Genomic DNA, 25,133 nt, shown 5'->3' with positions numbered 1-25,133 from the left:
GATCCGGGGAGCTCTGGGAGAACAGGCCGGGCCGGGTGGTTTTCCAGGGCGGGGTCAGGTCGTACAGTCGGCGGGTGGATCCTGTTGAGCTTTTTCATCAGGTGGCGGCCACCGTGCCTGCCTACGGCGAGTTCCTTGCCGAGCATCACGTCGATCCGGCGAAGGTGACGACGCCGGCGGAGTTCGCGGCGTTGCCGATGACGACCAAGGATGGTTATACCCGTCGGTATCCACTCCCCGATCTGTGCAGGGGCGGGGTGATCGGAGACATGATCGCGGTGTCGTCGGGGTCCACCGGGGAGCCGTCGTTCTGGCCCCGGTCGGTGGCGGATGAGCGGGTGATCGCGGATCGGTTCGCGGAGGTGTTCGACGCGTTCGGTGCGCGGGAGCGGCGGACGCTGGCGGTCGTGTGCTTCGCGCTCGGCACCTGGGTGGGCGGGCTGTTCACGGTGAGCTGCTGCCGGCATCTGGCCGAGCGCGGCTATCCGGTCACGGTGGTGGCGCCGGGGACCGACCGGCGGGAGATCCGGCGGGTGCTGCCCGAGCTGGCCCCGCATTTCGACCAGGTCGTGCTGCTGGGGTACCCGCCGTTCCTGAAGAACGTGATCGACACCGAGGACCTGCCGTGGCACGCGTGGGACCTCAAGCTGGTGACGGCGGGCGAGGTGTTCAGCGAGGAGTGGCGGGCGCTGGTGGCCGAGCGGGCGGGCATCGCCGATCCGCTGCGGGGCGTCGCCTCCCTGTACGGCACCGCCGACGCGGGTGTCCTGGGCAACGAGACGCCGCTGTCGGCGGAGATCCGGGGGTTCCTGGCGGCCAGGCCGGGGACGGCGCGGGAGTTGTTCGGCGAGTCGCGGCTGCCGACCCTCGTCCAGTACGACCCCGGGGTCCGGTACTTCGAGGAGCACGAGGGGACGCTGCTGTTCTCGGGGGACAACGGTGTGCCGCTGATCCGGTATCACATCGCGGATGAGGGTGGCGTGCTGCCCTACGACAGGCTCCTGTCGTTCGTCGGGGAGCGTGGCTTCACGCCGTCGGTGAGCGGGCCGGAGCGGCCGTTCGTGTACGTGTTCGGCCGCAGCCACTTCACGGTCTCCTTCTACGGCGCGAACGTCTACCCGGAGAACGTCGCGGTCGGTCTGGAGCAGCCGGAGGTGAGCGGGGCGGTGACCGGCAAGTTCGTGGTGGAGGTGGGCGAGGACGAGCGGCGCGACCGGTCCCTGACGGTCACGGTGGAGCTGATGCCGGGCGGGCGGCCGTCGGACGAGGTCGCCGACGCGGTGGGCGAGGCGATCCTGGGTCAGCTGCTGCGGCTGAACAGCGAGTTCGCCGCCTATGTGCCGGCTGACCGCCAGCGGCCGCTCATCCGGCTGCGGGAGGCCGGCGACCCGGAGTACTTCCCTCCGGGCGCCAAACACCGTTACACCCGCTGACCGCCGGAGGGAGCCGGAGTGCCCCCACGCGGGTCAGTTCACCAGGGCGGCGGCGATGCGGTTCTCGGCCCACGGGACCATGAGGAAGCCGCGCTTGACCGTCAGCACCTGCACCCCGGCCGTCCACGACTGGATGCCCGGTACGGAGGCCAGGATGCGGGAGGTGAAGTGATGGAGGTCGGCGGTGGTGGGGACGATGACCTCGCAGATGAGCGAGGCCTGCCCCAGCACGGACGCGATCATGCGGACGCCGCGCTCGCCGGACAGCCGCTCGGCCACGCTGTCCTGCATGCTCGGCTCGACCGACAGCCAGAACAGGATCTCGGCCTCGTAGCCGAGCGCGGCGGCCGGGATGAAGGTGGTGACGCTGGCGCACCCCCGGTCGAGCATGGCCTCCAGGCGCCGCCTCGCGGTGCTCTCGCTGATGCCGACGCGGCGGCCGACGGACTGGAAGCCGGCCCGGCCGTCGTCGCGCAGGGCGGCCAGCACCTCGCGGTCGACGTCGTCGAGGTGCCCCCGCTCGCAGGTGTGGAGCGGCCTGGGCGTGGCGAACGCGGCCGCCTGGGGCCCGAGCAGGGGCGCGCTCCAGTCGTAGCTCACCTTGTACGTGTGCAGCACCAGGTCGGCGTTGCTCTGCTGCGCCCCCGGGATGGTCTGGACGAAGTCGACCAGCATCGAGTAGAGGTCGCGGTGCTTGGGCGCGACCAGCTCGAACACGATGTCGTAGCCGCCGGTGACGATGGTGACGTACCGGATGTCGGGGTTGGCGGCGAGCAGCCCCGCCACCCTGAGCTGGCTGCCGGGCGCGCAGGTCAGCCGGACGAGGAACACGTGGACCGGCCCTTCGTGCTCCAGGTGCGGCAGCACCGCGACCCGGGCCAGGCCGGCGCCGAACAGGTGCTGGGCCCGCCGCGCCACCGTCGTGGTGGAGGTGCCGATGAGCTGGGCGATGTCGGTCCAGCTCGCCCGGCCGTTCACGTGGAGCGCGGCGAGGATCTTGCGGTCGAGGTCGTCGAGATCTTCCATCGGGGGCATCATCGCGCGATCAGGGCCGTTCTCGCACCTGTCCTGAGCCACCGGTCAGGGCCCGGGCGAGGAAGTCGCGGACGGTGGCCTCCCACAGTTCGGCCTCCTCGACCTGCGGCGAGTGGCCGGACTTCTCGAAGATCCGCAGCTCGGAGCCGGGGATGAGGCGGGCGATGGTCTCGCTGCACTCGGGCGGCGTGATCCAGTCGTGCCGGCCGACGGTGATGAGGGTCGGCGCGGTGATGCCGGGCAGGAGGTGTTTGATGTCGTAGTTCGGCTGGTTATGGGCGAAGGCGTAGTTGTGCGTCTCGTAGTGGTACGGGGTGGCGGCCACGCGCTGCTCGACCTTGGCGGGGTCGTAGTCGTGGTCGTACAGGGGGAGGATCTCGCGCCAGCAGTCGCGCAGGTCGTCGTCGTCGCGCACGGTGCCCGCCATGATGCGGTCGAGCTTGTCGCGGTCGATCGCCACGCGGGAGGAGGCGGCGGCGTTGCGAATGGCGAGGTCCTGGTTGCCGTTGTCGGCCGAGGTGTCGCGCAGCACGACGGCGGAGACGCGGCCGGGGTGGCGGGCGGCGTACTCCATGGCGATGAAGCCGCCGTACGAGCCGCCGGCGATGACGATTCGCTCGGCGCCGATCCACTCGCGCAGCGCCTCGACGTCGGCCACCCACTGCTCGTGGGTGAACGGCCCGGTCAGGCCGCTCGCCCCGGAGCCTCTGGCGTCGAAGACGACCACCCGGTAGGCGTCGGCGAGGCGGCCGAAGCTGGCCTTGGGCTCGGCGAGCGAGCCGAGGCCCGGGGCGCCGTGGTGGGCGATGACGACGTTCTCGCCGTCGCCGAGTATCTCGACGTTGAGGCGGTTGCCGTTGATGTCGACGTGCACAGGGGTCCTCTCAGATGACCGTCAGATGACGATGTCGGCGAGCTCTCGGGGGTACGCGGTGAGCCGGCGCGGCCCCGGCTCGGTGACGAGCACGGTGTCGGAGATGCGGTAGCCGGCGTGACCCGGCACGTAGACGCCGGGTTCACTGGACAGGATCATGCCGGGGGCGAGTTCGGTGGCGTCGCCGTCGGACAGCCACGGCGGCTCGTGGAAGCCGAGCCCGATGCCGTGCCCCTGGCGGTGGCGCAGGTGCTCGCCGTAGCCGGCCTCCTGGATCACGGCCAGGCAGCGGCGGTTGACCTCCTCGCAGGTGGCGCCGGGGACGAGCGCCTCCGTGCCGATCTCCTGCGCCTCGCGTACGGCCTCGTAGTAGCGGGCCTGCTCGGGGGTGGGCTCGCCGATGACGAACGTGCGCTCGCTCTCCACGAACCGGCCGCCGACGGCGCAGCCGAGGGAGAGCATGAACGTCTCCCCCGCCTTCAGCCGGTCGCCGCCGGGCAGGCGGTGCGGCTGGGCGGAGTTGGGGCCGCCGTAGACGAGGCCGCCGGTCAGCATGGGGACGACCACGACGTCCTCGTGGGAGGCGTACATGAGGCGGGAACCGTAGGAGATGACGTGCCCGGCCAGCTCCGTCTCGGTGGGCAGCTCGCCGCCGTCCTCGACGGCCTGCCTGACCAGCTCGACGCCGGCCTCGATCATCCGGTCGGCGATGCGGGCGGCCTCCTCGTGCAGCGCGATCTCCTCGGGGAGCTTGCGCAGCCGCACCTGGCCGACGGCGTCGCAGACGCTCCACCGGGTCCCGGGGAACGCCGCCGCGAGCGCCGCCGTACGGCCGATGGAGGTGGAGGAGGCGTAGCCGGCCGTGGCGGGGGCCGGTACGTGCGCGGCGAGCACCGCGAACGGCGAGCGCACGCCGGGGAACTCGGGGTAGGCCAGGATCTCGGCCCTGGCGTCCTGGTCGGCGGCGTACTCGCGTTCGAGGTCGGGCACCAGCAGCACCGGGTCGCCGTCGAGCGGCAGCCAGCAGGCGACCGGGCGCTCGTTCGGGAAGTGGTGGAAGCCGGTGAGGTAGGCGACGTCGAGCGGGTCGTCGAGCAGGAGCGCCGCCAGCTCGTCCGCGGCCATGCGGGCGCGTACCCGGTCGAGGGCGCCCGCGTAGAAGGAGGCGGGCAGCTTCTGGGAGAAGGTCATGTGTCGCTCCTGTGGTTGCGGGCGTCGTTGTAGGCCACGGACAGCAGCGTCGTGGACAGGACCAGCAGCAGGATCGCCAGCGACGGGAACAGCGTGGTCCACCAGGCGGAGGCGAGCGCGCCCGACTGCTGCGCCTTGTGCAGGATCGTGCCCCACGACCAGCTGCTGGGGTCGCCCAGGCCGAGGAAGGACAGCCCGGCCTCCGACAGCACGGCGCGGGACGTGGTGAGCACGACGGACACGCCGACGACGGGGACGACGCCGGGCAGCAGGTGCTTGCGCACGATCCACAGCGACGAGCCGCCGACGACCTTGGCCGCCGACACGAACGGCATGGGCACGATCGCCAGCGCCTGCGAGCGCACCACGCGGGCCACCTCGGGCCAGCTGAACAGCGCGATCACCACGGCCAGCGTGCGCACGCTGGGCCCGGCCAGCGCCGCCACCAGGATCATCAGCGGCAGCACGGGCAGCGACAGCGACAGGTCGACCAGGACGCCGAGCGGGGTGTCCAGGCGGCGGAAGTACGCGGCGCTGACGCCGATGAGCAGGCCGATGACGATGGCGAGGACCGAGGCGCTGACCCCGACCGCCATGCTGACCCGGGTGCCCCAGACGACCTGGGCGAACACGTCCTGGCCGATGTCGTCGGTGCCGAACCAGTGGGCCGCCGACGGCGGCTGGGAGGTGTCGGCGCCGTACCCCTCGGGGAAGGGCGCGATGAGCGGCGCGAAGATCGCGACCAGGAGCATGAGGAGCAGCACGACCGCGCTGGCCATGCCGAGCGGGTTGCGGCGGAAGGAGCTCCAGGTTCGCGCGCGGGGGGTGAGCTCCGCTGCGATGGCGGTCATGAGGTGCGCACTCTCGGGTCGAGGATGCCGTAGGCCACGTCCGTGATCAGGTTGGCCACCACGACGGCGGCCGCCAGCAGCACGAACGCGCCCTGCAGCACGGGGAAGTCGAGCTGGCCGACCGCCTCGTAGATGGCGCGGCCGATGCCCGGGTAGGCGTAGATGGTCTCGGTCAGCACCGCGCCGCCGACCAGGGTGCCGAGCTGCAGGCCGGCGATGGTCGTGGTGGGCAGCAGCGCGTTGCGCAGCGCGTGCTTCCACACGACCTTGCCGGGCCGTACGCCCTTCGCCTTGGCCAGCGAGACGTAGTCCTCGCCGAGCGCGTCGATGAGCGTGGTCCGCATGGTCAGCACGTAGCCGCCGAGCTGGATGAGCACCAGCGACAGGCAGGGCAGCACCAGGTGGTGCGCCATGCTGACGGTGGCGCCGATGCCGGTGGCGTCGAGGTCGACCGCGCCGCCGATGGGGAACCAGCCGAGCCAGACGCCCAGCACGTACATGAGGAAGATGCCGACGCTGGGCACGAACAGCGACTGGGCGGTGACGCCGGTGAGCTGGATGACGCGGTCGAGCCAGCCCTTGGCCCTGGTGGCGGCGAGCACGCCGAGCGGGATGCCCAGCACGATCGTCACCGCCATGGCCGAGATGGTGAGGATCAGCGTCCACGGCAGCCGTTCCATCAGCACGGTCGTCACGGGGACCGACTGGCGGAACGACATGCCGAGGTTGCCGTGCAGGAGCTGGCCGAGGTAGTCGACGTACTGTGCGGCCAGGGGTTTGTCCAGGCCGAAGTCCGCGAGCAGCTTCTGGCGCAGCTCCTCGGTCATGTTCGGGTCGGCCACGGCCAGCACCGGGTCGCCCGGCAGCAGGCGGACCAGGAAGAACGTCACCGTGACCGCGAACCACAGGGTGAGCAGGCCGCGGGCCAGCCGGAGGCCGATGAACCTCATGCGATCATCCCGCCGGCTTCGCCGAGGCGAGGGAGAGCGGGTTGAGGATGGACAGCAGCTCGCTCGGCATCGGCTTGAAGCCGGTCCACTTCGCGGAGTACGCGATGTTGAACGTCTCCACGTACAGGACGTTGTCGTAGACCTGGTCGTGGATGATGCGGGCGGCCTCCTGGATCGGGGTCCTGGCCTCCTCGGCGGTCAGCGCGCGCTGCGCCTGGTCGATGAGGTCGTCCAGCTTGGGGTCCTCGACCTGGGCGTAGTTGATGAACCCGCCGCTCTTGAAGGCCAGCCCCAGGTTGGCGGGCGGATTGTCCATGACCGCCCACGACCCGGCGTAGATGTCGAAGTCCCGCTTGGTCGTCTTGTCCAGGTACGTGTTGCGCTCCAGGCCCTGCAGCTCGATCGTGATCCCGGCCTTCTTCGCCGCGTCGCGCACCATGGGCGCCCAGCGGGCGATGTTCGGGTCGGCCTGGTCGTAGATCATGCCGAGCTTCAGGCCGGTCTGCCCGGCCTCGGCCAGCAGCTTCTTGGACTGCTCCGGGTCGAAGGCGTACTCCTTCGAGCTCGGGTCGGCGTAGTCGGGCAGCGTCGGGGTCAGGACGCTGGAGTTGGACGACTTGGCGAAGCCCTTGAGCGCGATGTTCCTGATGGCCTCGTAGTCCACGGCGTGGGCCAGCGCCTGCCGCACGCGGACGTCGTCCAGCGGCTTGCGCTTGGTGTTGTACTGCAGGTGCGCCCAGCCGAGCGACGGGATCTCCTGCAGCTTGACCTTGGCGTCGTTCTTGAGCTCGGCCGCGGTGGCGGGCGGCAGCACGTTGCCGATCATGTCGATCTCGCCGTTGCGCAGTGCCAGCACCTCGGTGTTGACGTCGGGGAAGACGCGGAAGACGACCTGCTTGACGGTCGGCTGGCCGGGCCCGAAGTCGTCGACCCGGTCCATGATGTAGCGCTGGCCGCGCTCGACCTTGGTCAGCTTGTACGGCCCCGCGCTCACCCAGTCCTTGTCGTTGGCGAACTTCTGCACGCTCGGCGCCTTCTCGAACACGTGCTTGGGCACGATCGGCAGCCAGAAGCCGACGTTGTCGAGGAACGTCCCGTCGGGGCGGCTCAGCTTGAAGCGCACCTCGGTGGGCGAGACGGCCTCGGCCTCGTCGAGGGCGGTGATGAGCCCCGCCACGACGCCGAACTTCTCCTTCTGCACCGCGGTCACCGCGAACACCACGTCGTCGGCGCTGACCGGCTTGCCGTCGGACCACTTCATGTCGTCGCGCAGCTTGACGGTGGCGCTCCTGCCGTCCTCCGCGTACGACCACTCGGTCGCCAGGTACGGGGTGCGCTTGCCGGCCTCGTCCATCTGCATGAGGTGCGGGTACATGAGGCTGGTGACCCACGAGTCCGTCCGGCTGTTGCCGACCAGCGGGTTGTAGTTGACCACGTCGGCGGTCGTGCCGATGGTCAGCCGGTCGGCCGACGCCGGGGCGCCCCGCTCGGCGGCCGACGGGGAGCCCGACTGGCCGGGCACGCTGGGGGCGCAGGCCGCGATGCCGGTCAGTGCGGCGGTAAGTGCGGCGGCCAGCGCCGCGGCGAGGGTGACACGTCTCATCAGATCCAGACCTCTTCCAGCACCCGCATGACGTTGCCGCCGACGACCTTGGTGATCTCGTCGTCGGAGTACCCGTGGGCGACGAGCCAGGAGATGATGTTCCAGAAGCATTCGGCCGGGTTCTCCAGGCCGTCCACGTACGCGACCTTGTCGTAGCCGATGCCGGCGTGCGCCTCCCTGATCGACAGGTGGTCGGCGAACGTCTCGTGCAGCCCGACGTGGTCGCCGAACAACGTGTCGGGGCCGAAGGCCACGTGGTCGATGCCGACCAGGTCCACACAGTACGTGAAGTGGTCCATGACCGACTCCAGGGTGTGCCTGGGGTGGTCGGGCGACAGCGTGGTGTGCGGGGCCGCCTCCAGGCCGATGACGCCGCCGCGCTCGGCCGCCGCCTTGATGACGGAGTCCGGCTTCATGCGGTTCGTGGGCCAGACCGAGCGGGCGCCGGCGTGGGTGATGAGGATCGGCTTGGTGGAGTGCTTGATCGTGTCGAGCGAGGTCTGGTCGCCGGAGTGGGAGACGTCGATGGCGATGCCGAGCTTGTTCATGCGGCGCACGGCCCTCTCGCCGAACAGGGTCAGGCCGCCGTCACCGCGCTCCTTCAGGCCGCTGCCGAGCGTGTTGGCCTCGCTGTAGGCGATGCCCATCTGCCGTACGCCGAAGCCGTACAGCATGTCGATCCTGTCGACCTCGTTCTCGATCATCGTGGCCGCCTCCAGGGCGAGCACGAGGCCCATGCGGCCGCTGCTGTGCGCCTCGTGCACGTCGGCCAGGCGCTCGACCTTGATGAGGTAGTCCTGGTGGGCGATGTCCGACAGGCGCATGCCGATGTCGGCGATCACGTCGTTCCACTTCCAGCCGGCCTGGCTGGTGACGCAGCAGGTGCCGTCCATGAGGTTGTCGAAGACGACCGTCATGCCGGAGCGGGCCAGGCCCTCGTAGCCGGTGCGGTGGCGGGCGGTCCTGTTGTAGTCGACGGTCTGGCTGATGTCGTCGGGGAAGATCGACGGGTGGTCGTGCAGGGAGACGACCAGGCTGTCGGTGAGCAGGCGGCGGACGCGCTCGGTCTGCTCGGTGGTGAGCTCGGGGCCTCGGTACGCGGGGACGCGGCCGATCTCAGGCGCCAGGTCGAAGTGCCGGTAATCGACGCCCTCTTCCAAGTATTCGTACGAACGGTAGCCCTTGTAGCTCTTCGCGGCTTCCAGCATCTGGTATCCCCTCTTGTCCGATTGCCGGAAGTTTGCCAGGATCAGGCGCTAAAGACAATATCCGAGTTGTTTTTCGGCAACAGGCGTCAAGTCAGCGCCAGCATTCGTCACAATCGAGAAGGGGGTGCGGTGAGCGAACCACCGGCCCTGGAGATCCGCGGCCTCCACGTCACCTTCACCGCCCAGGGACGCGAGATCCCGGCGGTCCGCGGGGTGGACCTGACCATCGAGCGCGGCCAGACGCTCGCGCTGCTCGGCGAGTCGGGCTCGGGCAAATCCGTCACCGCCAAAGCCGTCATGGGGCTGCTCGACCAGCCGAACGCCCGCGTACGCTTCGAGACGGCCAGGCTCGGCGGGCGCGACCTGCTCACCATGAACGCCGAGCAGCTCAGAGCCCTGCGCGGCAGCGAGATGACGCTCGTCTTCCAGGACGCGCTGTCCGCGCTCAACCCCGTGCTCAGCATCGGCGACCAGATCGGCGAGCTGTACCGCGTGCACCGCGGCCTGCCGCGCAAGCAGGCCAGGGCCCGCTCCATCGAGATGCTCGACCTGGTCGGCATCCCCGCCGCCGCCAAGCGCATCGACGACTACCCCCACCAGTTCTCCGGCGGCATGCGGCAGCGCATCCTCGTCGCCATGGCGGTGGCGCTCGAACCGGACCTGATCATCGCCGACGAGCCGACGACCGCGCTCGACGTGACCGTCCAGGCGCAGATCCTGGAGCTCATCGACCGGCTGCGGCGCGAGCTCGGCACCGCGGTCCTGCTCATCACGCACGATCTCGGCGTCGCGGCCGAGGTCAGCGACCGGATCGCGGTCATGTACGCCGGGCGCGTCGTGGAGCGCGGCGAGGTCGGCGAGCTGTACGACCGGCCCGCGCACCCGTACACGGAGGCGCTGCTCGCCGCCATCCCCGATCTGGACAGCCCGGCCTCGGAGCTGCGCGCCATCCCCGGCGCGCCGCCCAGCCCCGCCGAGGTGCCGCCCGGCTGCTCGTTCGCGCCGCGGTGCGCGCGGGCGAGCGAGGTGTGCGGCACGACCCGGCCGCCGCTGACCGTCCTGCCCGGCTCTGACCGTTCCGTCGCCTGCCACCACGCGGAGGAGATGCTCGATGGCGCTCTCACCTGACGCCGCCCCCAAGACCCTCGAGCAGCGGGGCGAGCCGGTACTGCGGGCCACGAACCTGCACAAGACGTACCGCGGCGGCCTGCTGTCCAGGGGCGGCGCCGTACGCGCGGTGGCCGGCGTGGACCTCGACCTCCACCCCGGCGAGACGCTGGGCATCGTCGGCGAGTCCGGCTGCGGCAAGTCCACCCTGGCCCGGATGCTCGTCGGCCTGGAACGCCCCGACCAGGGCGAGGTCACCTTCCGCGGGCGGCCGTTCTTCACCAGGGGCGGCGTGCCGCGCGACATCAGGCGCCGCGTCCAGATGGTCTTCCAGGACCCGCTGACCTCGCTCAACCCGCGCATGACCGTGCACGACATCGTGGCCGAGCCGCTGCGGGTGCACCGCCTCGCGCCGAACTCCCGCGCCATGCGCGACCGCGTCGCCGAGCTGCTGACCCTGGTGGGCCTGTCGCCCGACCGGATGAGCCGCTTCCCTTACGAGTTCTCCGGGGGCCAGCGGCAGCGCATCGGCATCGCCCGCGCCCTGGCCACCGAGCCCGACGTGATCGTCTGCGACGAGCCGGTGTCGGCGCTCGACATGTCGGTGCAGGCGCAGGTGGTCAACCTGTTCGCCGAGCTGCAGCGTACGCTCGGGGTGGCCCTGGTGTTCATCGCGCACGACCTGGCCGTGGTCCGGCACGTCTCGCACCGGGTGGGCGTGATGTACCTGGGCCGGGTGGCGGAGCTGGGCGCGGCGGCCGACGTCTACTCGGTGCCGGCGCATCCGTACACGATGGCGCTGCTGTCGGCGGCGCCCGTGCCGAAGCCGGCGCTGCGCGGCCGTTCCCGCATCATGCTGGCCGGCGATCCGCCGAGCCCGGTGGCGCCGCCCCCGGGCTGCCGCTTCCACACCCGCTGCTGGAAGGCCACCGAGCGGTGCGCGGAGGTGGAGCCGGTGCTGGAGGACGTTTCCGGGCACTACGCGGCCTGCCATTTCCCGGAACGCCCGTCTTGACGTGGTCTTTCCCGGGGTACCTGAGGGGGAGAGCAAGCTTTGCTGACACACTGTCGTCATCGGCTTGACGCCGCCCGGCGCCGTTTGTGACACTTCGTCATGAAACGTCAGCACGAGCAGAGGTGGGCCGTGACCTCGTCCTTCTCCGAAACCCTGCGGAACGCCACGTGGGCCGACCACGAGTCCGCCGAGTCCGAAGGCTACCTGTCCGCGCTGATGGCCGGCCGCCTGACCGAGCACGACTACGGCGAGATGGTGGCCCAGCACTACTTCGCGTACACCGCGCTCGACGGCGTCTCCCGCGAGCTGGCCGGCCACCCGGTGGCGGGCCGCTTCGTCTTCCCCGAGCTGTACCGCGAGCAGGCGCTCGAACGCGACCTCGCCACTATCTACGGCCCCGGCTGGCGCGAGCGCATCACCCCGTCGAAGGCCACCCGCACCCTCGTGGCCCGCATCCACCAGGTCGCCGACTGGCCGGGCGGCTACGTCGCCCACCACTACACCCGCTACCTCGGCGACCTGTCCGGTGGCCAGTTCATCCGCATGGAGCTGCAGAAGATCTACGGCTACGCCAAGGGCGGGGGCGTCGACTTCTACGTCTTCGACGACCTGGGCAGCCTCCCCCGCTTCAAGACGGAGTACCGCTCCCGCCTCGACGCCCTGGGCCAGACCCTGGACGACCGCGAGCAGCAGCGCGTGATCGAGGAGGTCCGCCTGGCCTACCAGCTCAACACCGAAGTCCTGGGCGACCTCCGCCACCTCGTCAGAACCGCCGCCTGACCCCCGGTCAGGCGTACGGATCCCGCAGCGGCACGGCCCGTTCGGCGAACTCCTCGCGCAGCCGCCGCAGCCGCGGCCCCGCCTGGTAGTAGCGTCCCTTGGTCTCCCCGTACGGCCGGAGCCACTTCCTGGCGGTGAGCTCGCGCAGGTCGCGGGCGGCCTGGCCCTGGCTGAGATCCTCGTCGGCCTGGTAGCGGCTGCGCCGCAGCCGCCGGTTAACGAACGCCTCGTAGAGCGCCGACACGCACCGGTCGTTGAGCCCGTCGGCGTCCACCTGCTCCTCCAGGTACGTCCAGATCTCGCCCGCCTCGGCCAGCCGGGCCGCCACCCGCTGCGCCTGCATGTGGTGGGCTCTGAGACAGAACCGCACCCAGGCGAGCGTGTCGTCGTGCGGGCTCCAGCGACGGCGGCCGACGCGATGGGCTGAAGGAGGATTCGTCCTCTTAGGCCTTACGCCCGTGGTGTCGGCAGGGGTGTCGGCAGGCGGGAGCGGGGGCTTGGGGCGGCCTACGATGGGGGTATGCCCCGCATCAAGGCCGCCACCATCGGTGAGCATCGTGCTCAGACGCGCGACCGCATTCTGCAGGCCGTCTCGCGGTTGTCGCGGGTGCAGGGCATCGACGCGATCTCCATGACGGACGTCGCCCACGAGGCCGGCATCACCCGAACCGTCCTCTACAACTACTTTCCCGACAAGGCGGCTTTGCTGCTGGCGTTCACCGAGCGGGTGACGCACTACTTCATCGAGAGTTACGAGCGGGAGCTGCCGGTCGGGGCGTCGCCCTGCGAGCGGCTGCGGGGGTTCGTGCGGCTGCAGTTGGCCGGGCTCGTCGCTCATCCGCATCCTGGGGCCGCTGATCTCAGTGCTGCGTTGGGGCCTGATGCCTATCAGCGGCTGGCCGAGCATGTCGCGCCCATGCAGCGGGTGCTGGTGGACATCCTCGAAAGCGGGGTCGAGGCCGGTGAGTTCCGGGTGCTCGACGTCGCGGCCACCGCCCGGATGGTGCTCGCGGTCATCGGGGCTGAGCGGGTGCCGCTGATCAGCGGTGAGGTGACGGTGGAGGCGGCCGGGGAGCTGGTCTCCGAGTTCGTCCTGAGGGCTTTGACCCCTCGGTGACCGCGAGATCATGGTCGCATGAGTGATCCGGCCGGGCAGGTCAACGGGCACGTCGCCGTCAAGTCGGCGCGGGGGCGGTGGATTCTCGGGGCCACGGTGCTCGGGTCGGGGCTGGCGCTGCTCGACGGCACGGTGGTGAACGTGGCGCTGCCGTTCCTCGGCCGCGAGCTCGACGCGCAGATGGGCGGGCTGCAGTGGACGGTCAACGCCTACACGCTGACGCTGGCCGGGCTCATCCTCCTGGGCGGCTCGCTCGGTGACCGGTACGGCCGGCGGCGGATCTTCCTGGTCGGCGTCGTCTGGTTCGCGATCGCCTCGGCGCTGTGCGGCCTGTCGCCGAACATCGAGGCCCTCATCGCGGCGCGCGCCCTGCAGGGTGTCGGCGGGGCGCTGCTGACGCCGGGGTCGCTGGCGATCATCCAGGCCAGCTTCGTGCGCCACGACCGGCCGCGCGCGGTGGGCGTGTGGTCCGGCCTGGGCGGCGTGGCGAGCGCGGTCGGGCCGCTGCTGGGCGGCTGGGTGGTGCAGGCGGCGGGCTGGCGCTGGGCGTTCCTCATCAACCTGCCGTTCGCGGTGCTCATCGTGGTCGTCACGCTGCGGCACGTGCCGGAGAGCCGGGACGAGGAGGCGGTGGGGCGGTTCGACGTGCTTGGATCCGTGCTGGCGGCGCTGGCGCTGGCCGGCATCACGTACGGGCTGATTGAGAAGGGCGCGGCGGTGCCGCTGGTCGCAGGGCTGGTCCTGGCGGCGGCGTTCGTGGTCGTCGAGGTGCGCAGGTCGCCGGACGCGCTGGTGCCGGTGGGCATCTTCCGCGACCGGGTGTTCACGGCGGTGAACATCGTGACGCTCGTCATGTACGCCGCCATGGGTGTGGTGTTCTTCCTGCTGGTCGTGCAGCTCCAGGTGGTGTCCGGGTTCTCGCCCATCGCGGCCGGGATGGCGATGCTGCCGGCGACGATCCTGATGATGCTGCTGTCGGCCAGGGCCGGCGAGCTCGCCAAACGGTACGGCCCGCGCCGCCCCATGACGATCGGGCTGCTCGCGGCGGGCGGCGGGTTCCTGGCGATGAGCACGATCGGGTCCGGCGCCTCCTACGCCTTCCAGGTGCTGCCCGCCGTCACCCTGTTCGGGCTGGGCCTGTCGGCGACGGTCGCGCCGCTGACCGCGACCGTGCTGGCCTCGGCCGACGAGCGGCACGCGGGCATGGCCAGCGGCGTCAACAACGCGGTCGCGCGTACCGGCGGGCTGCTGGCGGTGGCCGCGGTGCCGCCACTGGTGGGGCTGGTGGGCGACGCCTTCCAGAACCCGCCGGTGTTCGACGCGGGGTTCAGGACGGCGATGCTGATCTCGGGGGCGATGATGGTCGTGGCGGCGGTGCTCACGTGGGTGACGATCAGGTCGAACGTGCTGGCCGCCGACTGACCCCCGCGCTAGAAGGTGAAGCGCTGGCTGCGGACGCTGTTGTCGAAGTTCGACAGCAGTAGCTCGGGCTCGCCCACCGTGCGGATGCCGGGCAGCCGGGTGAGCAGCTCGCGGAACATCGTCCGCATCTCCTGCCGCGCGAGGTTGGCGCCCAGGCAGAAGTGCGGGCCCGGGCCGCCGAAGCCGACGTGGGGCTTGGTGTCGCGGGTGATGTCGAACGCGTCGGGGTCGGGGAAGACCGTCTCGTCGCGGTTGGCGGAGCCGTAGAAGAGCACGACCTTGTCGCCCTTCTTCAGCTCGAGACCGCGCAGCGAGTAGTCCTGGGTGACCGTGCGGCGGAACTGCATGATGGGCGAGACGTAGCGGACCATCTCCTCGATGGCGCCGTTGACGTGGGTGTCGAAGTCGCTCATGAGCAGCTCGCGCTGCGCGGGGTTCTCGGTGAGCAGCCTGATGCCGTGGGCCATCGTGTTGCGTGCCGTCTCGTTGCCGGCCACCAGCAGCAGCGAGAAGAACGAGCCGAGCTCCTTGTCGGTCAGCTTCTCCCCGTCGGGGTTGGCGTTGACCAGCAGGGACACCAGGTCGCCCTGGGGGTCGGCGGCGCGCTCGTGGCCGAGCTTGATGACCATGCGCTGGAGGGCGAACAGGGCCATCATGTTCTGGCCGGCCATCTGGACGGTGCGGGCCAGGCTGGGGCGCACGCCGGTGTAGGCGGTGGAGATGTCGACGTGGCGGTGCACCTGCTCGCGCAGCTCCTGCGGGATGTCGAGCATGTCGCAGATGACGTGGATGGGCAGCCGGGCGGCCACCTGGGAGACGAAGTCGCGCGGGCCGTCCTTCACGACGTCGTCGACGATGCGGGCGCACGCGGCCTCGATGTCGCTCTGCAGGCCGGCCAGCATCTTCGGGCTGAACGAGCGGGTCACGATGCGGCGCAGGCGGGCGTGGCGCGGGTCGTCCATGTTGACCATCGACTCGCCGAACACCTGCTTGACCCAGCCGGGCGGCTCGGGGTTGGTGACGGCCGGCTCGCTGGAGAAGACCTTCGCGTTGCGGCTGGCCTCGACGACGTCGGCGTGGCGGACGAGGGCGTAGAAGCCCTTGCCGGAGCGCAGGAACGGCACCTTCTTCTCGGGGAAGAACACCGGGTGCTCCAGTTGCCGGAGCCGGGCGAAAGCCTCATTCCGCTCTTTCAGCGGCTTGCGCCAGAAATCCAGATCAGCGAGGTCGATGTCCACCGTCCTATCCTGGCACGGTCCCACGCCGCTCCGGCCATCGACGGCCGTACCGGAAAGCCCTGCCGCCACGGGCCCGCGCGACCCGGACACGGATGTGCATCCTGCCCTTCTGGCACGTTCTCGCGGCGTTAAGACCCAATTCGCGGGGTCTGGTCTTACTGGCGGTATGAACGCGCTGCTCGCCGCTCTCCTGGTCCTCCCCCTCGCCTCAGGTACGGCTCCCGCCGCCGCCCGCGCGTGCGGCGGGCACCCGCTGGACTTCGACGCCGACGGCCGCCCCGACCTCGCCGTGGCCGCCCCTTACGCCCATGACAGGGCCGGTGCGGTGACCGTCATGTACGGGTCGGGCGAGCGCGTCGAGCTGACCCAGGACGGCGCGGAGCCGGGCGACGCGTTCGGGTCGGCGCTGGCCGTGGGCGACTTCAACGGGGACCGCTGCGCCGACCTCGCGGTGGGGGTGTCGGAGGAGTTCACCGGCGAGCGGGTGCCGGGCGGCGACGGCAACGGGGTGGTGCAGGTGTACGACGGCTCGCCTCGGGGGCTCGTACCGGGGCGGGAGCTGGCACTGGCCAAGCCGTCCAGCGACCGGTTCGGCGCGGCACTGGCGGCCGGCGACCTCGACGGCGACGGCAGGGACGAGCTGATCGTGGGCGCGCCGAGCCACCGCTCGGGCGGCCAGGTCACGGTGTACGGGCTGAAGGGCCGCAAGCCGGTCGCGATCAGCCAGAAGACCTCCTGGGTACGCCAGCGCGCCGCCGTCACCGACCAGTGGGGCGCCGCCCTGGCCACCGGCGACCTCGACGGCGACGGCAAGGACGAGCTGGTCGTGGGGGCGCCCTCCGACAGCGTGCGGCAGGACGGGCAGGGCTCGGTCACCGTCATCGACGTACGGTCCCGGCGGGCGCGCCTGCTCACCCAGGCGACGCCCGGCATCCACGGGGCCGAGGAGAAGTGGGACGGGTTCGGCGCCGCCCTGGCCACCGGCGACTTCAACGGCGACGGCAGGGCCGACCTCGCCATCGGCGTGCCCGGTGAGGGCATCACCGAGAACCAGCGGGCCATGGACTACGGGGACGGCGCCGTGGACGTGCTCTACGGGTCGGGCGGCGGGCTGCGTACGGACAGGACCGAGGCGTGGTCGCAGAACAGCCTCGACGGCCGCCCCCGCTACTACGACCGGTTCGGGACGGCGCTGGCCGCCGCTGACCTCAACGGCGACGGCGTGGACGAGCTGGCCATCGGGGTGCCGGGAGAGAAGGCCGTGCAGGTGCTGGCCGGACGCCGGTCGGGCGGGCTGACGCGCGAGGGGAACCTGCTGGTGAAGGGCAAGGGGCAGGACTTCGGCGCGTCGGTGTCGGCGCTGCCGGGATGGGAGCGGTACCGGTCGCTGTCGGCGAAGCGCCGTCCCGTGTACGGGCTCGTGATCGCCTCCCCCGACCAGGGCCTGGTCATGTACGCACCGGGCCGCAGGGGCGCCGACCGCGTCAGGCTCGGCAAGCTCCGCCGCCTCGCCGAGGGCACCGGCCTGTACGGCTACGCCTTCGGCTGACCTGGGGGCAGGCGAGAGCCGGAGGGGGTCAGGGGCGGGCGTCGCCGGTGCGCGGGCGGGCGTCGAGGGGCAGGAGGACGCGGAACAACGCGCCCCTGCCCGGCTCCGCTTCGGCCATGACGATCCCGCCGTGCGCCTCCACCAGCGTCGCCGCGATCGACAGCCCCAGCCCCGACCCGCCCGCGCTGCGTGCCGGATCGGCCCGGTAGAAGCGTTCGAACACGCGCTCCGCCACCTCGGGCGCGAACCCCGGCCCCTCGTCGGCCACCTCCACCACGGCGTGGTCGCCGTCGGCCCCCACCCGCACCTGGAACGGGGTGCCCGGCGGGGTGTGGGTGAGCGCGTTGGTGACGAGGTTGTTGAGCACCTGCCCGAGCCGGGTCTCGTCGCCGGTGACGACGACCTCGCCGTCGCCGCCGAACAGGCGTACCAGCTCGATCCGCCGGTCGGGGGCGAGCGTCTGGGCGTCGATGACGGCGGTGGCGCACAGGCTCAGCAGGTCCACGGGCCGCATCGCCAGCTCGCGCCGCTGGTCCAGCCTGGCCAGCAGCAGCATGTCCTCCACCAGCAGCCCCATCCTGGCGGCCTGGCCCTCGATGCGGCCGAGCAGCCGTACGGCCTCGTCCAGGTCCTTGGTCTCCCCCAGCCGGTACAGCTCGGCGAACCCCCTGATCGAGGTGAGCGGGGTGCGCAGCTCGTGGGAGGCGTCGGCCATGAACCGGCGCATCAGCTCCTCCGAGCGGCGGGCGGCGGTCGCGGAGGCGCGGGCCGACTCGGCGGCCTCCTCGCGCTCGCGCACCGCGCTCTCGATGCGGGCGAGCATGGTGTTGAGCGAGCGGCCGAGCTTGCCGACCTCGGTGGTGCCGGCCCAGAGCGGCACGCGGCGCGACAGGTCGCCGCCGGCGATGTCGTTCGCGGTACGCGCGATCTCGCCCAGCGGGCGCAGGCTCCTGCGTACCAGCCAATAGCAGAGGAGCCCGAGCACGGCCAGCGTGCCGCCGCCGCCCACCGCCACGATGAGGGCGAGCTGGGAGACGGTGGCGTCCACCTCGCCGAGGCTGATGGCCATCATCCGGGTCTGGCCCGCGCGGGTGGGCACGGCGATGACCCGCCAGTTCGGGCCGCCCGCGACGGTCGACTCGACGGTGAAGGGACGCCCGTCGCGGACGCGCACCTCGGGGCCGGTCAGGCGGGGCAGGGCGGGCGTGTACTCCTCGGTGGACTCGCTGAAGGTGCGCACCAGGTCGCCGCTCGGGTCGAGGACGACGCCGTGGAACAGGCCGAAGAAGCGCTGTGGCCGCCCGTCGGGGCGCGGCTCGACCGGCGGCAGCGTCTCGCGCGGCACGGCGGCCACGTGGAGCTGCCGATCGACGCGTTCGACGAGGTAGTTGCGCAGCAGCCGCACGGCGAACAGGCCGGTCAGCGTGATCGCGAGGGTGACCAGCAGCAGGGTGGCCGAGACGAGCCGCAGCCAGAGCGGCGCCCTGGACAGCTGTTTGCGCACCTTCCTCATAGGCGGGGCGGGCGCAGGATGTAGCCGACGCCGCGCAGGGTGTGCAGGTATTTCTGCTCGCCGGTGTCGATCTTGCGGCGGAGGTAGGAGACGTACGACTCGACGAGCCCGACGTCGGTGCGCCAGTCGCCGTTCCAGACGTGGTCGAGTATCTGCTTCTTCGACAGCACCCGGCCGGCGTTGAGCATGAAGTAGCGCAGCAGGCGGAACTCGGTGGGCGAGAGCCGGACGAGGACGCCGTCGCGCCAGACCTCGTGCGTCTCGTCGTCCAGCTCCACGTCGGCGACCCTGAGCCGGTTCGGCGGCGGGGCGCCGCGGCGGGTCCTGCGCAGTACGGCCCTGATGCGCGCGATGACCTCCTCCAGGCTGAACGGCTTGGTCACGTAGTCCTCGCCGAGCCCCAGCCCGGCCAGGCGATCCTCGGGCGTGTCCTTGGCGGTCACGAACAGCACAGGAACCCGGCGGCCGCGGGACCGCAGCCTTCCCGCGACCGCCAGGCCGTCCAGATCGGGCAGCATCACGTCGAGCATCACCAGATCCGGCGTGCTCTCCTCGGCCACCCGCAGCGCCTCCTTGCCGTCGGCCGCCGTCAGCACCTCGAACCCGGCCATGCGCAGGCTGGCCGAGAACAATTCCCTGATGTTGGGCTCGTCGTCGACCACCAGCAGCCTGGCCTCGGGTTCGCTCATCGCGGGCCGCCTCCCCGGGCGGCGGGGCCGCCCTGCGTGATGGAGGTGGCGGTCACCGTGCCGTCCTCGCCCGGCGTGCCGCGCACCACGATCGTGGCGCCCGGCTTCAGGTCGGCGACCTTGGCCGGCTCGGAGATCTGCACGGTGGTCTCGCCGGTGGTGGCGACGGTGACGCTCTCACCGGTCACGGTCCTCAGGTGGACGGTGCCGTCCTCGACCTTCTCGACCGTGCCGGCCGTGCCGCCGCCGAAGCCGCCCGCCCGGCGGCCCTCCCTGCCCATGCCGCCCGGCCGCTCGCCGGACGCGGCCTGCCGTGACGGGCCCGCCTGGGCCGTGCCCAGCGAGCGGCCCGACGAGCCGCCCCACGAGCCGCCCGATGCGCCGCCCGATGCGCCGCCCGATGCGCCGAACGCGCTGTGCGCCTGGATGCCGATGAGGATCCCGGCCACCAGCACGACCCCGGCGCCCAGCGCGAGCGTGACCTTCGACAGGCCCCTCGCCGGCCGGACGGCGAGCTCCTCCCGCAGGTCGCCGGGGAACGGCGAGGAGTCCAGCTTGTCCAATGTCCCTCTCCTTACTCGTGGCGCAGGGCCTCGATCGGCCTGAGCTTGGCCGCCCGGTTGGCCGGGTAGCCGCCGAAGAACAGCCCGATCCCCACCGAGACGCCCAGCGCCAGCGCGACCGACGACGGCACGAGGACCGGCTCGATGCCGGCGATGCTGAACCTGGTCCCCGCGAACGCCACCAGCACCCCCGACAGGCCGCCGACCAGGCTCAGCAGCGTGGCCTCCATCAGGAACTGGCCCAGGACGGCGCTCCTGGGCGCGCCCAGCGCCTTGCGGATGCCGATCTCGCGGGTGCGCTCGGTGACCGTCACCAGCATGATGTTGGTGATGCCGATGCCGCCCACGAGCAGCGAGATCGCGGCGACCGCGGCGAGCAGCACGGTGAAGGTGCCGGTGGCCTCGCTGACGGTCTCCTGCAATGTCGCCTGGTTCAGGATGCGGTAGTCGGGATTAGTGGTGTTCGTGATGCCGTGTCGTTGGTTGAGGATAGCGGTGACCTCGGCCTGCGCCGCCGAGGTGGTGCCCGCTCCCGTCGCCTGCACGACGATCTGGTCCAGCGAGCCGAACCCGCTCAGGCTCTGCTGCACGGCGGGCAGCGGCGCCACGGCCACGTCGTCGGCGTCCTGCGCGCCGCTCGACCCGGCCGCCTTGAGCACCCCGATCACCGTGAACGGCACCCCCGACACGCTGACCTGTCTGCCGATCGGATCGACGGAGCCGAACAGCTCGTCCGCCACGGTCTGGCCGATCACCATGACCTTCCTGGCGGCCGGCACGTCGTCGTTGTAGAAGTAGGCGCCCTTCGCGACCGGCTTGTTGACGGCCTCGAAATAGCTCGGGTAGGTGCCGACGAGCTGGGCGATCGGGTGGGTGGCGGCGCCGTAGGAGGCGGAGGCCGCCGAGACCGTCACCACCGGCGAGACGCTGCGCACGGACGGCGCCGTCGTCGCGTCCGTCAGCGCCTTGGCGTCGGCCAGGCTGAGCTGCCTGGCCTGCGTGCGCGGCCCGGTGTTGCCGCCCCTGCCAGGGCCCCGCTGGGCGCCACCGCCGCCGCCTGAGAAGGACGGCGAGATGGTCAGCGTGTTCGCGCCGAGCCGCTGGATGTTCTGCTGGATGCTGCGTGACGAGCCCTCACCGACGGCCACCAGCATGATCACGGCGGCCACCCCGATGAGGATGCCGAGCGTGGTGAGCGCGCTGCGCATCTTGTTGGCCAGCAGGCCGCGCAGGGCGAAGCGGAGGATCTCGGCCTGGTTCACGGGGCGGCCTCCAGCAGGCGGGGCGGCGGGCCGTCCACCGGAGCCTGACGGCGGTCGTCCACGATCTCGCCGTCCACCAGCCGGATCACCCGCTTGGCGTGCTCGGCCACGTCGTCCTCGTGGGTGATGAGCACGATCGTGCGGCCGGACGCGCTGAGCCGGTCGAGGATCTCCAGGACGTCGCGGGTCGAGGCGGTGTCGAGGTTGCCGGTCGGCTCGTCCGCCAGCAGCAGCGCGGGCGCGGTCACCAGGGCTCTGGCCACGGCGACCCGCTGCTGCTGGCCGCCGGAGAGCTGGTTCGGCTGGTGGTGCACCCGGTCGGTCAGGCCGACCTGCTCCAGCGCGGCCAGCGCGCGGGCGCGCCGCTCCGCCGGGCGCACGCCGCCGTAGACGAGGGGCAGCTCCACGTTGGCGAGGGCGCTCATGCGCGGGATCAGGTTGAACGACTGGAAGACGAAGCCGACGCGGCGGTTGCGCAGCAGCGCGAGCCGGTGCTCGTCCAGGTGGCCGACGTCGGCGCCGTCGATCAGGTACGTGCCCGAGGTCGGGACGTCGAGACAGCCGAGGATGTTCATCAGCGTGGACTTGCCGGAGCCCGACACGCCCATGATGGCCACGTAGTCGCCGCGCTCGACGTCCAGGCTGACGCCGCGCAGCGCGCGCACCCTCGCCTCGCCCGCGCCGTACTCCTTGACCAGGTTCCGCACCCGCAGGACCGGGACCGTCACCTCGGCCCTTCCCTCCGCCGTCACCGCCGGCCTCCGCCCGGGAAGCCGCCGCCGAAGCGCTGGCCGCCGCCGGTCCCCTGGCCGGTGACCGGGGTGGACGGCGGCACGATCTCGTCGCCCTCGGACACGCCGGACGTGACCTCGGTGAGCGTGGCGCCCTGGACGCCGACCTCGACCGGGGTCCTGACCTGGCGGCCGTCCCGCAGCACGGTGACCGTGGTCTGGCCGCCGCTCGTGGAGATCGCCGTGGAGGGGACGGTGACCACGTTCTCCGCCCGGCCGGTGACGACCTCGACCGTGGCGGTCTGTCCTAGCCGGACCTGGTCCGGCACTTTTGTGAACGTGATCGTCACCGGGTAGCGCACGACGTTCTCGCTGGTGGCGGCGACCGGATCGATCTGCGTCACCTTGCCGGTCGCGGTCACGCCGGGCAGCGCGTCGAACGTGATCGTCGCCTGCCGGCCCTTCGTCAGCCGGCCCGCGTCCGACTCGGTGAAGGTGCCGACGAGCTGGAGCTTCGTGGTGTCGGCCAGCTCGATGAAGCCGGTGCTCGCAGCCGTCCCTTGCCCGTTCTGCGTGTTGCCGGTGCCAGTGCCGGTACTCGTGCCGCCCACCGAGCCGTTCACGGCGGTGATCGTGCCCTTGAACGGGGCCTTGAGGACCGTGGCCGCCACCGTGCGCTGGGCCTCGCGGTAGGCGTTGCGGGCCTTGACGTAGGCGGCGTAGAGCTGCGCCGTGCCCGTTCCGTCCGACACGGCGCTGTCGTACGCGGCCTTCGCCGCCGACAGGCCCTCCTGAGCCGCCGCGTCGTCCAGCCTGGCCAGGATGTCGCCCTTGGCGACCTTGTCCCCCGCCTCGACGTAGACCTTCTCGACGGTCCCGCTCGTACCGAACGACAGCGCGCGCGACCGCGAGCTCTCCACCGCGCCCGACGCCGACACCGACGCGGTCACCGAGCCGCGTCCCGCTGTCACCGTGCGCACCGCCGTCTCGCCCGCCGCCTGGTCCGTGCCGAGCTGCGCGTACACGAGGCCGGCACCGCCCAGCAGGAGCACCGTCAGCACCCCGTTGGTCAACAGCGCCCTGCGCCTGATCGACACCTTCACGAGCGGTGACCCTCGCACACCAGGCTGCGACGCAGCCGCGAGCAAGCTGAACGTTCGCTGGACGGCGGCGGCGCCCGTCCGGCGTCCAGGAAACTCTGAGGGTGCGCGCAGGCTGCCGCCAACCTGCTCGGCCAGGATGTCCCCTCATGAGACCGAGAATCGTGCTGGGCGGGCTCGCCCTCGCCGTGCTCGTGGCCGGGTCCGGCCTCGCGCTGGCGCTGCGCGACGATCCCCGGCCGGCCGGCCAGGTGCGGCTGGCCGCCGCGCAGCGCGGACAGGTCACGGCCTCGGTCAGCGCGGCGGGCGACACCGTGGACGGCTCCCGCCGCGACCTGGCGTTCGGCTCGGCTGGGACGGTGACGAAGGTGTACGTCGAGGCCGGGGGCAGGGTGCGCAAGGGCCAGGTGCTGGCCAGGATCGACGGGCGGGCGGCGCGGGAGGCGTACGAGGCGGCCAAGGCCGACCTGGCCGCCGCCCAAGAGGCCCTGGACCAAGCCTCCTCGGCCACCACCGCCCCGGCAACCACCGGCGTCCCGGCAACCACCACGGCCGCCGAGGCCGCCCCTGAAGCCACCGGCGGTGGGACCGCGGGGACAGGCTGCGTGCCCGCCGCCGGTGCCGTCCTCGGCCCCGAGGCGCCGTTCACCCCGCATCCCACCCGCACGCACGACCCTGAGCCGACCGATCTCCCCGGGCCGCAGCCGACCGTCACCGCGTCGGCCACCGCGTCGGCCACCGCGACGGCCGCCGCGACCGCCACCGTGACGGTGACGGCCACGATCACCGCGACCGTCACCGCGACCGCCACCGCGACCGTCACCGCGACCGTCACCGCCGCTCCCCCGCCCGCCGTGCCCACGCCTGGCCCGTCCGACGGCGGTTTGCGGGGCCTTCCCGGTGACGACACCCCGGGGGTGGTCGGTGTGGACGACGCCCCGGAGCCTTCGCCGACCGCGTCCCCGAAGCCGTCAAGGAGACCCGCCACCAGCGCAGGGCCGACGGTGGCGAGGCAGCCTAAGACGTCCAGGTCGGGTGAGTGCGCCAGGTCCGGGACGCGGCAGGCCAGGACGGGCGGCACCAAGGGCTCGACGGGCAAGGGCGGGCTCAGCGCCGAGCAGGCCGCCGTGAACGTGGACCGCGCCGAGGCCGCCGTCGAGCAGGCCGCGGACGCCGTACGGGCGACCAGGATCGTCGCCCCCGTGGCGGGCACGGTGCTGTCGGTCGCGGGCGCGAGCGGCGACAAGGCGGGCACCGGCACCTTCATCACCCTGGGCGACCTGGACGAGCTGCAGGTCCAGGCCATGGTCACCGAGTCCGACGTGAACCGGCTGAAGGTCGGCCAGCACGCCGCGATCACGCTGGCGACCCGCGCCGGCGAGCGGTACACGGGCACGGTCACGGCCATCGCGCCGACCGCCACAGTGTCCGGCACGGCTTCCGGCACGGCGTCCGACCGGCTGGTCAGGTACGGGGTCACGCTGGCCTTCGACAAGCCGCCCGCCGGGCTCATGCTCGGGCAGACCGCGTCGGTGACCATCACCACGGACGAGGCCAGGGACGCCCTCTACGTGCCGGCGTCCGCGGTGCGCAGCCGTTCCGACGGGACGCAGATCGTCACCGTGCGCGCCGGCGGCAGGGACTCGGCGAAGGTCGTCCGCACGGGGGTGCGCGGCGACCAGTACGTGCAGGTCACCTCGGGGTTGAGCGAGCAGGACCAGGTGGTCATGCCGGGCGGCGCGTCGGGGGCGTTCCCCGACGCGAGCTGGCCCGGCGCATGAGCCGGCCCGGGGCGGGCCCCCCCCCCCCCCCCCCCCGCCCCCCCCCCCCCCCGCGCCCCCCGAACACAGCCCGACCCCGGGCCCGGCCCCCCCCACCCCCCAGGGAGACAACAGCACGCCC

23 protein-coding genes are annotated in these 25,133 nt (G+C 71.9%); 8 read left to right on the top strand and 15 right to left on the bottom strand.

Annotation, left to right across the window (positions count from 1 at the left end; genetic code table 11):
- The first annotated feature begins 74 nt into the window (after positions 1 to 74).
- Positions 75 to 1,433, top strand: coding sequence for a phenylacetate--CoA ligase family protein (locus ABZW11_RS40445; RefSeq protein ID WP_355429807.1), 1,359 nt, complete (start codon positions 75 to 77; stop codon positions 1,431 to 1,433).
- A gap of 33 nt (positions 1,434 to 1,466) precedes the next feature.
- On the opposite strand, the gene ABZW11_RS40440 is transcribed toward ABZW11_RS40445, so the two are convergent.
- The 7 genes from ABZW11_RS40440 to ABZW11_RS40410 are packed head-to-tail and all read right to left on the bottom strand — an operon-like array spanning position 1,467 to position 9,145.
- A complete protein-coding gene (locus ABZW11_RS40440) occupies positions 1,467 to 2,459 on the bottom strand; it encodes an Lrp/AsnC family transcriptional regulator (protein ID WP_355429804.1) in 993 nt (330 codons plus the stop codon).
- A gap of 19 nt (positions 2,460 to 2,478) precedes the next feature.
- Entirely contained in the window at positions 2,479 to 3,342 is an 864-nt protein-coding gene (locus ABZW11_RS40435) for an alpha/beta hydrolase (RefSeq protein WP_355429801.1), read from the bottom strand.
- Between the two features lie 21 nt (positions 3,343 to 3,363).
- Positions 3,364 to 4,533, bottom strand: a complete 1,170-nt coding sequence (locus ABZW11_RS40430) for a Xaa-Pro peptidase family protein (protein WP_355429798.1) — start codon at positions 4,531 to 4,533, stop codon at positions 3,364 to 3,366.
- Entirely contained in the window at positions 4,530 to 5,384 is an 855-nt protein-coding gene (locus ABZW11_RS40425) for an ABC transporter permease (protein ID WP_355429795.1), read from the bottom strand. The genes ABZW11_RS40430 and ABZW11_RS40425 overlap by 4 nt, the downstream gene beginning before the upstream one ends.
- Positions 5,381 to 6,334, bottom strand: coding sequence for an ABC transporter permease (locus tag ABZW11_RS40420; protein WP_355429792.1), 954 nt, complete (start codon positions 6,332 to 6,334; stop codon positions 5,381 to 5,383). Before ABZW11_RS40420 ends, ABZW11_RS40425 begins: the two co-directional genes overlap by 4 nt.
- A 4-nt stretch (positions 6,335 to 6,338) precedes the next feature.
- Positions 6,339 to 7,937 (bottom strand): ABC transporter substrate-binding protein, encoded by a 1,599-nt coding sequence (locus tag ABZW11_RS40415; RefSeq protein WP_355429789.1) that lies wholly within the window; start codon positions 7,935 to 7,937, stop codon positions 6,339 to 6,341.
- Positions 7,937 to 9,145, bottom strand: coding sequence for a membrane dipeptidase (locus tag ABZW11_RS40410; RefSeq protein ID WP_355429786.1), 1,209 nt, complete (start codon positions 9,143 to 9,145; stop codon positions 7,937 to 7,939). The genes ABZW11_RS40415 and ABZW11_RS40410 overlap by 1 nt, the downstream gene beginning before the upstream one ends.
- A gap of 129 nt (positions 9,146 to 9,274) precedes the next feature.
- Here ABZW11_RS40410 and ABZW11_RS40405 point away from each other — a divergent pair, with 129 nt between their 5' ends.
- The 3 genes from ABZW11_RS40405 to ABZW11_RS40395 all read left to right on the top strand — a co-directional run bounded on the left by ABZW11_RS40405 (position 9,275) and on the right by ABZW11_RS40395 (position 12,047).
- Positions 9,275 to 10,273, top strand: a complete 999-nt coding sequence (locus tag ABZW11_RS40405) for an ABC transporter ATP-binding protein (protein ID WP_355429783.1) — start codon at positions 9,275 to 9,277, stop codon at positions 10,271 to 10,273.
- A complete protein-coding gene (locus ABZW11_RS40400) occupies positions 10,257 to 11,267 on the top strand; it encodes an oligopeptide/dipeptide ABC transporter ATP-binding protein (RefSeq protein WP_355429781.1) in 1,011 nt (336 codons plus the stop codon). The genes ABZW11_RS40405 and ABZW11_RS40400 overlap by 17 nt, the downstream gene beginning before the upstream one ends.
- A gap of 129 nt (positions 11,268 to 11,396) precedes the next feature.
- Entirely contained in the window at positions 11,397 to 12,047 is a 651-nt protein-coding gene (locus tag ABZW11_RS40395) for a biliverdin-producing heme oxygenase (protein ID WP_355429778.1), read from the top strand.
- Between the two features lie 7 nt (positions 12,048 to 12,054).
- On the opposite strand, the gene ABZW11_RS40390 is transcribed toward ABZW11_RS40395, so the two are convergent.
- Positions 12,055 to 12,417, bottom strand: a complete 363-nt coding sequence (locus tag ABZW11_RS40390) for a hypothetical protein (RefSeq protein WP_355429775.1) — start codon at positions 12,415 to 12,417, stop codon at positions 12,055 to 12,057.
- A 150-nt stretch (positions 12,418 to 12,567) separates the two neighbouring features.
- Here ABZW11_RS40390 and ABZW11_RS40385 point away from each other — a divergent pair, with 150 nt between their 5' ends.
- Positions 12,568 to 13,164 (top strand): TetR/AcrR family transcriptional regulator, encoded by a 597-nt coding sequence (locus ABZW11_RS40385; RefSeq protein WP_355429772.1) that lies wholly within the window; start codon positions 12,568 to 12,570, stop codon positions 13,162 to 13,164.
- Positions 13,165 to 13,182: 18 nt separating this feature from the next.
- Positions 13,183 to 14,586, top strand: coding sequence for an MFS transporter (locus tag ABZW11_RS40380; protein ID WP_355429769.1), 1,404 nt, complete (start codon positions 13,183 to 13,185; stop codon positions 14,584 to 14,586).
- An 8-nt stretch (positions 14,587 to 14,594) separates the two neighbouring features.
- On the opposite strand, the gene ABZW11_RS40375 is transcribed toward ABZW11_RS40380, so the two are convergent.
- Positions 14,595 to 15,824, bottom strand: a complete 1,230-nt coding sequence (locus tag ABZW11_RS40375; RefSeq protein ID WP_355429766.1) for a cytochrome P450 — start codon at positions 15,822 to 15,824, stop codon at positions 14,595 to 14,597.
- A gap of 166 nt (positions 15,825 to 15,990) precedes the next feature.
- On the opposite strand from ABZW11_RS40375, the gene ABZW11_RS40370 reads away from it, so the two are divergent.
- Positions 15,991 to 17,373 carry an FG-GAP and VCBS repeat-containing protein gene (locus ABZW11_RS40370; RefSeq protein WP_355429763.1) on the top strand — a complete coding sequence of 461 codons (1,383 nt, stop codon included), beginning with the start codon at positions 15,991 to 15,993 and terminating at the stop codon, positions 17,371 to 17,373.
- 28 nt (positions 17,374 to 17,401) lie between these two features.
- Here the strand turns inward: ABZW11_RS40370 and ABZW11_RS40365 are convergent, their stop codons facing one another.
- The 6 genes from ABZW11_RS40365 to ABZW11_RS40340 are packed head-to-tail and all read right to left on the bottom strand — an operon-like array spanning position 17,402 to position 23,234.
- Complete coding sequence (locus ABZW11_RS40365) at positions 17,402 to 18,877, bottom strand: HAMP domain-containing sensor histidine kinase (protein ID WP_355429761.1); 1,476 nt, start codon at positions 18,875 to 18,877, stop codon at positions 17,402 to 17,404.
- A gap of 5 nt (positions 18,878 to 18,882) precedes the next feature.
- The gene (locus tag ABZW11_RS40360) at positions 18,883 to 19,575 is read right to left on the bottom strand and encodes a response regulator transcription factor (RefSeq protein ID WP_355429757.1); all 693 of its coding nucleotides are present in this window, start codon (positions 19,573 to 19,575) and stop codon (positions 18,883 to 18,885) included.
- Positions 19,572 to 20,138, bottom strand: coding sequence for a hypothetical protein (locus ABZW11_RS40355; RefSeq protein WP_355429754.1), 567 nt, complete (start codon positions 20,136 to 20,138; stop codon positions 19,572 to 19,574). Before ABZW11_RS40355 ends, ABZW11_RS40360 begins: the two co-directional genes overlap by 4 nt.
- Before the next feature lie 11 nt (positions 20,139 to 20,149).
- Entirely contained in the window at positions 20,150 to 21,400 is a 1,251-nt protein-coding gene (locus ABZW11_RS40350; protein WP_355429751.1) for an ABC transporter permease, read from the bottom strand.
- The gene (locus ABZW11_RS40345; protein ID WP_355429748.1) at positions 21,397 to 22,128 is read right to left on the bottom strand and encodes an ABC transporter ATP-binding protein; all 732 of its coding nucleotides are present in this window, start codon (positions 22,126 to 22,128) and stop codon (positions 21,397 to 21,399) included. The genes ABZW11_RS40350 and ABZW11_RS40345 overlap by 4 nt, the downstream gene beginning before the upstream one ends.
- Positions 22,129 to 22,148: 20 nt before the next feature.
- A complete protein-coding gene (locus ABZW11_RS40340) occupies positions 22,149 to 23,234 on the bottom strand; it encodes an efflux RND transporter periplasmic adaptor subunit (protein WP_355429746.1) in 1,086 nt (361 codons plus the stop codon).
- 146 nt (positions 23,235 to 23,380) lie between these two features.
- Here ABZW11_RS40340 and ABZW11_RS40335 point away from each other — a divergent pair, with 146 nt between their 5' ends.
- On the top strand, positions 23,381 to 25,012 hold the full coding sequence (locus ABZW11_RS40335) for an efflux RND transporter periplasmic adaptor subunit (RefSeq protein ID WP_355429743.1): 1,632 nt from the start codon (positions 23,381 to 23,383) through the stop codon (positions 25,010 to 25,012).
- Positions 25,013 to 25,133: the final 121 nt, after the last annotated feature.

Origin of the sequence: Nonomuraea sp. NPDC004580, from assembly GCF_040609855.1 — a bacterium.
Taxonomy (GTDB): Bacteria; Actinomycetota; Actinomycetes; order Streptosporangiales; family Streptosporangiaceae; genus Nonomuraea; species Nonomuraea salmonea.
The sequence above is the reverse complement of the archived record's forward strand: the minus strand, read 5'-3'. Positions and strand labels throughout refer to the sequence as shown.

What these genes read in the sequence shown, in the direction of transcription:
- ABZW11_RS40440 (WP_355429804.1), bottom strand. Translation starts at nt 2,459, where the DNA reads ATGGAAGATCTCGACGACCTCGACCGCAAGATCCTCGCCGCGCTCCAC.
- ABZW11_RS40430 (WP_355429798.1), bottom strand. Translation starts at nt 4,533, where the DNA reads ATGACCTTCTCCCAGAAGCTGCCCGCCTCCTTCTACGCGGGCGCCCTC.
- ABZW11_RS40425 (WP_355429795.1), bottom strand. Translation starts at nt 5,384, where the DNA reads ATGACCGCCATCGCAGCGGAGCTCACCCCCCGCGCGCGAACCTGGAGC.
- ABZW11_RS40420 (WP_355429792.1), bottom strand. Translation starts at nt 6,334, where the DNA reads ATGAGGTTCATCGGCCTCCGGCTGGCCCGCGGCCTGCTCACCCTGTGG.
- ABZW11_RS40415 (WP_355429789.1), bottom strand. Translation starts at nt 7,937, where the DNA reads ATGAGACGTGTCACCCTCGCCGCGGCGCTGGCCGCCGCACTTACCGCC.
- ABZW11_RS40410 (WP_355429786.1), bottom strand. Translation starts at nt 9,145, where the DNA reads ATGCTGGAAGCCGCGAAGAGCTACAAGGGCTACCGTTCGTACGAATAC.
- ABZW11_RS40400 (WP_355429781.1), top strand. Translation starts at nt 10,257, where the DNA reads ATGGCGCTCTCACCTGACGCCGCCCCCAAGACCCTCGAGCAGCGGGGC.
- ABZW11_RS40385 (WP_355429772.1), top strand. Translation starts at nt 12,568, where the DNA reads ATGCCCCGCATCAAGGCCGCCACCATCGGTGAGCATCGTGCTCAGACG.
- ABZW11_RS40380 (WP_355429769.1), top strand. Translation starts at nt 13,183, where the DNA reads ATGAGTGATCCGGCCGGGCAGGTCAACGGGCACGTCGCCGTCAAGTCG.
- ABZW11_RS40370 (WP_355429763.1), top strand. Translation starts at nt 15,991, where the DNA reads ATGAACGCGCTGCTCGCCGCTCTCCTGGTCCTCCCCCTCGCCTCAGGT.
- ABZW11_RS40360 (WP_355429757.1), bottom strand. Translation starts at nt 19,575, where the DNA reads ATGAGCGAACCCGAGGCCAGGCTGCTGGTGGTCGACGACGAGCCCAAC.
- ABZW11_RS40335 (WP_355429743.1), top strand. Translation starts at nt 23,381, where the DNA reads ATGAGACCGAGAATCGTGCTGGGCGGGCTCGCCCTCGCCGTGCTCGTG.